10 protein-coding genes are annotated in these 8,857 nt (G+C 68.7%); 9 read left to right on the forward strand and 1 reads right to left on the reverse strand.

Annotation, left to right across the window (positions count from 1 at the left end):
• The first annotated feature begins 46 nt into the window (after positions 1 to 46).
• The 8 genes from G8O29_RS16165 to G8O29_RS16200 all read left to right on the forward strand — a co-directional run bounded on the left by G8O29_RS16165 (position 47) and on the right by G8O29_RS16200 (position 7,786).
• Complete coding sequence (locus G8O29_RS16165; RefSeq protein ID WP_166404264.1) at positions 47 to 643, forward strand: hypothetical protein; 597 nt, start codon at positions 47 to 49, stop codon at positions 641 to 643.
• Positions 591 to 2,594: a phage terminase large subunit family protein gene (locus G8O29_RS16170; RefSeq protein ID WP_166404265.1), complete on the forward strand. Its 2,004-nt coding sequence runs from the start codon at positions 591 to 593 to the stop codon at positions 2,592 to 2,594. Before G8O29_RS16165 ends, G8O29_RS16170 begins: the two co-directional genes overlap by 53 nt.
• Before the next feature lie 86 nt (positions 2,595 to 2,680).
• Entirely contained in the window at positions 2,681 to 2,887 is a 207-nt protein-coding gene (locus tag G8O29_RS16175) for a phage head-tail joining protein (RefSeq protein ID WP_166404266.1), read from the forward strand.
• Positions 2,887 to 4,383, forward strand: coding sequence for a phage portal protein (locus G8O29_RS16180; RefSeq protein WP_166404267.1), 1,497 nt, complete (start codon positions 2,887 to 2,889; stop codon positions 4,381 to 4,383). The genes G8O29_RS16175 and G8O29_RS16180 overlap by 1 nt, the downstream gene beginning before the upstream one ends.
• 4 nt (positions 4,384 to 4,387) lie before the next feature.
• Positions 4,388 to 6,436, forward strand: coding sequence for a prohead protease/major capsid protein fusion protein (locus tag G8O29_RS16185; protein ID WP_166404268.1), 2,049 nt, complete (start codon positions 4,388 to 4,390; stop codon positions 6,434 to 6,436).
• A 77-nt stretch (positions 6,437 to 6,513) separates the two neighbouring features.
• Positions 6,514 to 6,849: a DUF2190 family protein gene (locus G8O29_RS16190; RefSeq protein ID WP_166404269.1), complete on the forward strand. Its 336-nt coding sequence runs from the start codon at positions 6,514 to 6,516 to the stop codon at positions 6,847 to 6,849.
• Positions 6,849 to 7,160: a head-tail joining protein gene (locus tag G8O29_RS16195; protein WP_166404270.1), complete on the forward strand. Its 312-nt coding sequence runs from the start codon at positions 6,849 to 6,851 to the stop codon at positions 7,158 to 7,160. The genes G8O29_RS16190 and G8O29_RS16195 overlap by 1 nt, the downstream gene beginning before the upstream one ends.
• Positions 7,157 to 7,786 (forward strand): DUF6441 family protein, encoded by a 630-nt coding sequence (locus tag G8O29_RS16200; protein ID WP_166404271.1) that lies wholly within the window; start codon positions 7,157 to 7,159, stop codon positions 7,784 to 7,786. The genes G8O29_RS16195 and G8O29_RS16200 overlap by 4 nt, the downstream gene beginning before the upstream one ends.
• Here G8O29_RS16200 and G8O29_RS16205 read toward each other — a convergent pair.
• Positions 7,783 to 8,385, reverse strand: coding sequence for a hypothetical protein (locus tag G8O29_RS16205; protein ID WP_166404272.1), 603 nt, complete (start codon positions 8,383 to 8,385; stop codon positions 7,783 to 7,785). The genes G8O29_RS16200 and G8O29_RS16205 overlap by 4 nt on opposite strands.
• A gap of 47 nt (positions 8,386 to 8,432) precedes the next feature.
• Here G8O29_RS16205 and G8O29_RS16210 point away from each other — a divergent pair, with 47 nt between their 5' ends.
• Positions 8,433 to 8,852, forward strand: a complete 420-nt coding sequence (locus G8O29_RS16210; protein WP_166404273.1) for an acyl-CoA transferase — start codon at positions 8,433 to 8,435, stop codon at positions 8,850 to 8,852.
• The last annotated feature ends 5 nt before the right edge of the window (positions 8,853 to 8,857 follow it).

Below are 8,857 nucleotides of genomic sequence, written 5' to 3' on the forward strand. Positions count from 1 at the left end.
ATCAACTCTATAAGCATATGATTCTGAATAATAATCGGGGCCGTCGATGCGGGGCATGAGCGAGCGCCAGTACGCCGCCCATGTCGGGCTGTCGCGGGGCGCGATCCAGAAGGCGAAGACGGCCGAGCGGCTGGTCCTCTATCCGGACGGCAGCATCAACGCGTCCGCCAGCGATGCCCGGCGCGCCGAGACGACGGACCCGTCCAAGACTCGCAAGCCGCCCGCGCCGAAGCTGAAGCCCGTCCCCGAGGCGGCGGTGACCGCTGTTGGCGACACGCTGCGCGAACAGGGGCTGGCGGTCCCGGCGGTCGGCGGCGGCACGACCTTCCTGCAGGCGAAGACGGCGAACGAGGTGCTGAAGGCGCAGGAGCGCCGCATCCGGCTTCAGAAGCTGAAGGGGGAGTTGATCGAGCGGGCCCGCGCGCTGTCGCTGGTGTTCCGCCTGGCGCGGGAGGTCCGGGACGCATGGGTGAACTGGCCCGCGCGTGCGGCGGCGCTGATGGCGGCCGAGATCTCGGGCTCATGCAGCGAAGCGACGGGCCAGCAGATCACCGTGGAGCCAGCCGCGATGCAGAAGGTCCTGGAAAAACATGTACGCGCCCACCTCGACGAGCTTGCCGAGGTCCGGCCCGACTTCCGGTGACGATGACGCGCTGACGGACTTCGACGGCGCGGGCGAGATCCTGCGCGCCTGGGGCAACGGGCTGCGGCCCGACCCGGACCTGACCGTCTCGGAATGGGCGGACCGGCACCGGATGCTCTCGGGCCGCGCTTCGGCCGAGCCCGGGCGGTATCGCACGGTGCGCACGCCCTACATGCGAGAGATCATGGACCGGCTGAGCCCCGGCGATCCCACGCAGCGGATTGTGTTCATGAAGGCGGCGCAGGTCGGCGCGACCGAGGCGGGTAACAACTGGATCGGGTTCGCCATCCACCAGGCGCCGGGTCCGATGCTGGCCGTCCAGCCGACCGTGGAACTGGCCAAGCGCAACTCGCGGCAGCGGATCGACCCGCTGATCGACGAAAGCCCCGAGCTGCGGGAGCGGGTGAAGCCCGCGCGCTCGCGCGACGCGGGCAACACGATGCTGTCGAAGGAGTTCGCGGGCGGCATCCTGATCATGACCGGGGCGAACTCGGCCGTCGGGCTGCGGTCGACCCCGGCGCGCTACATCTTCCTCGACGAGGTCGATGCCTATCCGGCCTCGGCCGACGAGGAAGGCGATCCGGTCACGCTGGCCGAGGCGCGGTCGCTGACCTTCGCCCACCGCCGCAAGGTCTTCCTGGTCTCGACCCCGACCATCCGGGGGCTGAGCCGGATCGAGCGGGAGTTCGAGGCGAGCGACCAGCGGCGGTTCTTCGTGCCGTGCCCGCACTGTGGCCATGCGCAATGGCTGAAGTTCGACCGGCTGCGCTGGCAGAAGGGCCGCCCGGAGACGGCGGAATATCACTGCGAAGGCTGCGACGCGGCAATCGCGGAGCACCACAAGACGGCCATGCTGGAGGGCGGCGAATGGCGCGCGACCGCCATGGCCGCCGATCCGACCACGGTCGGGTATCACCTCTCGGCGCTCTATTCGCCGATCGGCTGGCTGAGCTGGGAGCGGATCGTGCGAGCTTGGGACGCGGCGCAGGGGTCGGACGAGGCGATCAAGGCGTTCCGCAACACGATCCTCGGCGAGACCTGGGTCGAAACCGGGGAAGCGCCGGACTGGCAGCGGCTCTACGACCGCCGCGAGCGCTGGACATCCGGCACGGTGCCAGCGGGCGGGCTGTTCCTGACCGCCGGGGCCGATGTGCAGAAGGACCGGATCGAGGTCGATGTCTGGGCCTGGGGTCGCGGACTTGAGTCCTGGCTCGTCGATCACGTCGTGATCGAGGGCGGGCCCGACCGGCATGACGCCTGGTCGGAGCTGACCGCGCTGCTGGATCGAAGCTGGCCGCACGAGCGGGGGGCGCATCTCAGGATCGCGCGGCTCGCCGTCGACACCGGCTACGAGGCCCCGGCGGTCTATTCCTGGTCGCGGGCGCAGGGGTTCGGGCAGGTCTCGCCGGTCAAGGGCGTCGAGGGGTTCAACCGCTCGAGCCCGGTCTCGGGGCCGACCTTCGTCGACGCGACCGAGGGCGGGAAACGCCTGCGGCGCGGGGCGCGGCTCTGGACCGTGGCGGTCTCGACCTTCAAGGCCGAGACCTACCGCTTCCTCCGGCTGGCCCGGCCGACCGAGGAGGACATGGCCGACGGGGCGGCGTTCCCACCCGGCTCGGTGCACCTGCCGCATTGGGTCGAGAACGAATGGCTGAAGCAGTTCGTGGCCGAACAGCTGGTGACGGTGCGCACGAAGCGCGGCTTCGCGCGGCTGGAATGGCAGAAGCTGCGCGAGCGCAACGAGGCGCTGGACTGCCGGGTCTATGCCCGCGCCGCCGCCTGGATCGCGGGCGCGGACCGCTGGCCCGATGAGAAATGGCGCGACCTCGAGGATCAGCTCGGGGCGGCCCCCACCGACAGCGATCCCGCCGGGCAGATCAACCGGCCGGGACAGGCCCCGCAGGGCAAGCGCCGCTCCGACTGGCTCGGACGGCGCGGAGGATGGTTCTGACATGGTGAGGACCGGTCCGCGCAGCGGATGCGAGGCTCCAGTGGAGCGTCGCAAGGGAACGAACGCACTGAGCGGGAGCGAAGGGCATGGACTGGACGGAAACCGAACTTTCGGCGCTGCGCCGGGCCTATGCCAGCGGCACGACCCGTGTCAGCTATGACGGCAAGTCGGTGGACTATGGCTCGGCCGAGGATCTGCTGGCCCGCATCCGCACCATCGAGCGGGCTATCGCGGGCGTCGGCCGTCCGCTGCCAGTGGCCGGGCTCGCAGGCTTCTCGCGCGGGGATCGCTGATGTCGGCGACCTGGTTCGATCACGCCATCGCCACGGTGGCGCCGCGCATGGCGGCCCGGCGCGTGATGGCGCGTCAGGCGTTCGAGACCCTGACGCGGGGCTATGACGGCGCCGCGCGCGGGCGGAGGACAGAGGGCTGGCGTGCGCCGGGATCCTCGGCCGACACCGAGATCGGCGTGGCCGGGGCGCTGCTGCGCGACCGGATGCGGGATCTGGTGCGCAACAACCCGCATGCGGCCAAGGCCGTGGCGGTGCTGGTCAACAATATCGTCGGTGCGGGCATCATGCCGCGCGCCGCAAGCGGGGACGAGGCGCTGGACCGCCGCGTCGACGACCTCTTCGAGCGCTGGACGGCGGAGTGCGACGCTGACGGCCAGCTCGATTTCTATGGGCTGCAGACGCTGATCTGCCGCGAGATGGTCGAGGCGGGCGAGGTTCTGGTGCGCCGCCGTCTGCGCCGCGCCGCGGATGGCCTGCCCGTGCCGCTGCAATTGCAGGTGCTGGAAGCCGACTTCCTCGACGCGACCAAATCCGGCGCTCTCGGCGCGGGACGGCTGGTCCAGGGGATCGAGTTCGACGCGGTCGGCAAGCGCCGGGCCTACTGGCTGCACAAGGAGCATCCGGGCGACGTCTGGGGCGCGCTGCAGGGCGGGCTCGGATCGCACGCGGTCCCTGCGGCCGAGATCGCCCACATCTATGAGAAGCAGCGCACACAGGCGCGCGGCGTTCCCTGGGGCGCGCCGGTGATCCGCAGCTTGCGCGATCTCGACGATTACGAGGTCGCGGAACTGGTCCGCAAGAAGACCGAGGCCTGCGTCACCGCCATCGTCTTCGGCGACGACGAGGCGCAGCAGGGCATCGCGCCCTCGGTGGTCGATGCCGATGGCAACCGGGTGGAGCAGTTCGAGCCGGGGCTGATCGCCTATGCCCGTGGCGGGAAGGACATCCGGTTCAACCAGCCCGCCGCCACCGGAGGATACGGCGAGTACAAGCGTGCGAGCCTGCACACGATCTCGGCCGGGTTCAGGGTGCCCTACGAGCTGCTGACCGGGGACCTCAGCCAGGTCAACTATTCCTCGATCCGGGCGGGGCTCGTGGAGTTCCGCCGCATGATCGACGCCGTGCAGTGGCAGCTCTTCATCCCGATGTTCTGCGCTCCGGTCTGGCGCTGGTTCACCGAGGCTGCGTGGGCAGCGGGGCAGATCCCGACGCCGGATGTCCCCGTCGAATGGTCGCCGCCGAAGTTCGACGCTGTCGATCCCTACAAGGACGCGATGGCCGATCTTCTGGCGATCCGGACCGGCACCATGACGCTGGCGCAGGCCATCGCCCGGCAAGGCCACAACCCGGACGCGGTCCTCGCGGAAATCGCCGCGACCAACGCCAAGCTCGACGGCCTCGGCCTCGTGCTCGACAGCGACCCGCGCCGCGTCACCAAGACCGGCAGCGCGCAGACGAAAGACCCCGGCGACCCCGGCGGCGACCAGCAGGACTGACCCCATGAACACGATGATCGCACTGCCGGCCATGCGCCGGTCGGCGGAGCTTGCGCCGAACAGCGTCGACCCGGACGCCCGCACCGTCGAGGTGATCTGGTCGGCAGGCGCCCGCGTCCGCCGCGCCAGCTTCTTCGGCGAGCCCTATGACGAGGAGCTGAGCCTCGATCCCGCCCATGTCCGGCTCGACCGGCTGAACGCGGGCGCGCCCTTCCTGAAGGTGCACGAGGTCGACACGCTCGACGCCGTCATCGGCTCGGTCGTGCCGGGCTCCGCGCGCATCGAGAACGGACGCGGCATCGCGCAGGTACGGATCAGCGAACGCGCCGATGTCGAGCCGATCTGGCGCGACATCCAGGCCGGGCACATCCGGGCGGTCTCCATCGGCTACCAGGTCCACCGCTTCGACATCTCCAAGCCCGATGGCGGGCGCGAGCTCTGGCGGGCGGTCGACTGGACGCCGTTCGAGGTCTCAGCCGTGCCGGTCGGCGCCGACCCGGCCGCGGGGTTCCGCGCCAAGGGCGAACATCACGACTGCGTCCTCCATCGCCGGGACGCCCCCACGCAAGAAGGAGCATCCCCGATGACGGACAAGACCCAGACCCAGGCGAGCGACGCCGCAACCGCCGCAACCCCCGCCACCACCCAGCCGACCGAGCCGGTCGAAACCGAGGATACCCCCATGACCGACGACAAGACCGGCGCGGCTGAGGCGCAGACGCGCAACCAGCCGAAGTCGCAGGCAACGCCCGCGCCCGACACCGAGGCCATCGCCACCCGAGCCCGCGAGGCCGAGCGCGACCGTGTCTCCACCATCTACGATCTGGCGGGCCGCCTGAACCTCGTGCGCAGCTTCGCCGAGGATCTGGTCAAGCGCGGTATCAGCGTCGACGAATCCCGCCGCCTGATCCTCGACCAGGTCGCGGCGAAGTCGGACGAGACCCGGACCTTCCCCAATGTCTCCGTCCCGCTCGGCGGCCGGGACGAGCGCATCACCCGCCGCGACGCGGTGGCGAACGCGCTGCTGCACCGCTACAGCCCGACGCTCTTCACTTTGGAAGACGCCGCGCGCCAGTATCGCGGCATGACGCTGCTGGAACTGGCCCGCGAAAGCCTCGGCAATGCGGGGGTGAACACGCGGGGCCTGTCGCGCGACGAGGTGGCGACGCGCGCGCTGCATTCGACCTCGGACTTCCCCGAGATCCTGTCCGCCGTCACCAACAAGACCCTGCGGCAGGCCTACGAGGCCTATCCACGAACCTTCATGCTGTTCTGCCGCCAGGTGCTGGCCACCGACTTCAAGGCCATGCACCGGGTCCAGCTGGGCGAAGCCCCGCAGCTGCTCGAGGTCGGCGAGAGCGGCGAGTTCAAACGCGGCACGCTCGGCGAGAGCAAGGAGAGCTACAAGGTCAAGACCTATGGCCGGGTGGTCGCCATCACTCGCCAGACGCTGATCAACGACGATCTCGACGCCTTCACCCGGATCCCGGCGATGTACGGCAACTCGATTGCGCAGCTGGAGTCGGACGTGGTCTGGGGGATCATCACCGCCAACCCGGCGATGGCCGACGGCAACGCGCTGTTCCACACGACCCACAAGAACCTCGCGGGCACCGGCACGGCGCTGGCGGTCGATGCGGTGGGGGCGGCCCGCGCCGCGATGGCCAAGCAGACCGGGCTCGACAAGAAGACGGTGCTGAACGTTCGGCCCGCCTTCCTGATCGTTCCCGCCTCGCTGGAGCTGAAGGCCGAGCAGCTGGTCGCCCAGAATCTGTTGCCCGCCGCGACCTCCAGCGTGGTGCCGCAGTCGATCCGCACCCTCGCGCCGATCAGCGAGCCGCGCCTCGACGCCGCCAGCGAGACCGCCTGGTATCTGGCGGCCTCGCCCAACCAGATCGACACCATCGAATACGCCTATCTCGAGGGCCAGCAGGGCGCCTATATCGAGACGCGCAACGGCTTCGACGTCGACGGGGTCGAGATCAAGTGCCGCCTCGACTTCGGCGCCAAGGCCATCGACTGGCGCGGCCTCTACAAGAACCCGGGCGCGTAACCTGAACTCCATCCTGAACCCTGACATGCGGGCGGTCCTGACGGGCCGCCCTTCATCTTTCCACGAGGATCCTCCCCATGAAAAACTACGTCCAGCCCGGCAACACCATCACCCTGACCGCGCCCTACGCCGTCGCCTCGGGCGATGGCCTGCTCGTCGGCTCCATCTTCGGCGTTGCCTCGGGCGCCGCCGCCCTCGGCGAGCCCGTCGAGGCAGCACTCGTCGGCGTGTTCGATCTGACCAAGGTCGGCTCCCAGGCCTGGACCGTCGGCGCCAAGGTCTATTGGGACAACACCAACAAGCGCTGCACCACGGTCGCGACCGACAACACCCTCATCGGTGTCGCGACCGAGGCCGTGGCCAGCGGCGCGGGCGACACCATCGGCCGGGTGCGCCTGAACGCGAGCTTCTGATGAGCGCCTTCGCAGCCGCCGTCGGCGCCCTCTTCGCCGATCCGAACATCGGCCGGGACGCGGTCTACATCGCCGATGGCGGCGCGCCCCAGCCGGTGCGCGTCGTTGCCCGGCGCGCAGATGCGATCACCGACTTCGGCGATGCGCGGCTCTGGTCCGAGACCACCCGCATTGACCTGCGCGTCGCCGAGGTGGCCAACCCACGCCCCGGTGACCGCATCGAGATCGACGGTGACGCGTTCCTCATTCAGGGCGAGCCCGTCCGTGATCGCGAGCGGCTGGTCTGGACCGTCGATCTGAGGCCCGGGTGAAACTGAAGCTCGACATCGATCCCGACATCGTCGCGATGATGCAGGCGGAGGTCGCGGCCGGCGAACGCGCCGTGACGGCCGCCATGCGCGAGGCCGGGACCGGGCTGAAGGACGCCTGGCGCGCGCAGATCACTGGCGCGGGTCTCGGGGCCCGGCTCGCCCGCACCATCCGGTCCGAGCAGTTCCCGAAGGGCAAGCCCAGCCTGAGCGCGGCGGCGCTTGTGTGGTCGAGGGCCCCGGTCATCATCGGCGCCCATGACACCGGGCCGCTGATCCGCTCGAAAAACGGCTTCTGGTTAGCGATCCCGCTGCCCGCAGCAGGCAAATCCCTGCGCGGCGGCCGGATCACCCCCGGCGAATGGGAGCGCCGCTCGGGCTTGCGCCTGCGCTTCGTCTATCGGCGCGCGTGGCCGAGCCTGCTCGTCGCAGAAGGGCGGCTGAACACCAAGGGCCGCGCCGTGGCATCACGCTCGAAGACCGGCCGGGGCGTGGTCACAGTCCCGATCTTCCTGCTGGTGCCACAGGTCAAGCTGCCGAAGCGGCTGGACCTGGCGCGGGATGCGGAGCGGGCATTGGACGGTGTGCCGGGGCTGATCGTGGCGAACTGGGTGGAGGAAAAGCTCTAGCGTCGCCTTTTCATTATGTCCGACGTGTATCCACGCTTGAGCTTCTTCGACTTTGAGAAGTAACCGATCTCTGTGTCAAACAGATCGGAAACTCTAAGAAGGTTTTCCTTCAATGTCCCGTGGCTTATCGCGGTGTCCTTGATTGTGAAGATCAAGTGATAAAGGGCCGGCCAAAACACCGCCGCCGTTGTGAATGGAATATCCTCGCGCGGCCCGACCACGGAATAGCACCCTGTTTTGGGGATGATTTCCTTCGCCATGTCCTCATGAACCATCGAGCAGGCGGAGAGGAACAACCGTCGACCGCCAAGGTGTGGAGCCAAGATTTCTGCTAGCTCGTCGTAATCGATCTCGTCTTGGTTTGTCGTACACATCCCCTCAGGTTCAGCATGTGCTGAGATATGCAAATACCGGTACCGTGACTTCCCGAAATCCAAGGCAGCTTGCTCGAACTGCTCTCTGGTCCGGACATACGAGTATTTTGGATTCTTTCCATGGAGCCGTAGGACATGGGAAACGACACTGCCTTCGAATCGTCCATTCCCCTCATCGTCCGGGTCCAAGGACTCGATAATGAAAACATCTGGAACTGTAGCCAATAGTCGCTCCTGTGCAGCTACTGTGAGTATCCTTTGGGAGCTTCTCTATGGCAACCGCTCGCGAAAACATCCTCACCGCGCTGCACGCGCGGCTGTCGGCGTTGCCCGCCACGGCCCTGCGCGGCGAGGTGCTGCCCGAACGTATCCCGAGCGAGGGGCTGCTTATCCTGCGCGATGGCGAGCCGGGCGAACCTGAGGTGACGCTGTCGCCCCTGCGATACCACTACCAGCACCGCGCCGAGATCGAGGCTGTCGTCCAGGGCGCCGCCCGTGACGCGGCCTTCGACACCCTCGTCGCAAGCATCGGCACAGCGCTCGACGCCGACCGCACGCTGGGCGGGCGCTGCGACTGGATCGAGGCCGAAGCCCCACGCCCGGTCGATCTGCCGGTAGAGGGCGCGGCCAGCCTGAAGGCGGCCGTGATCCCGGTGATCCTTCACTACACCACGGCCGACCCGCTGGCCTGACCCCC

The sequence above is a fragment of the Rhodobacter calidifons genome, from assembly GCF_011174775.1.
In the GTDB taxonomy this organism is placed as follows: domain Bacteria; phylum Pseudomonadota; class Alphaproteobacteria; order Rhodobacterales; family Rhodobacteraceae; genus Tabrizicola; species Tabrizicola calidifons.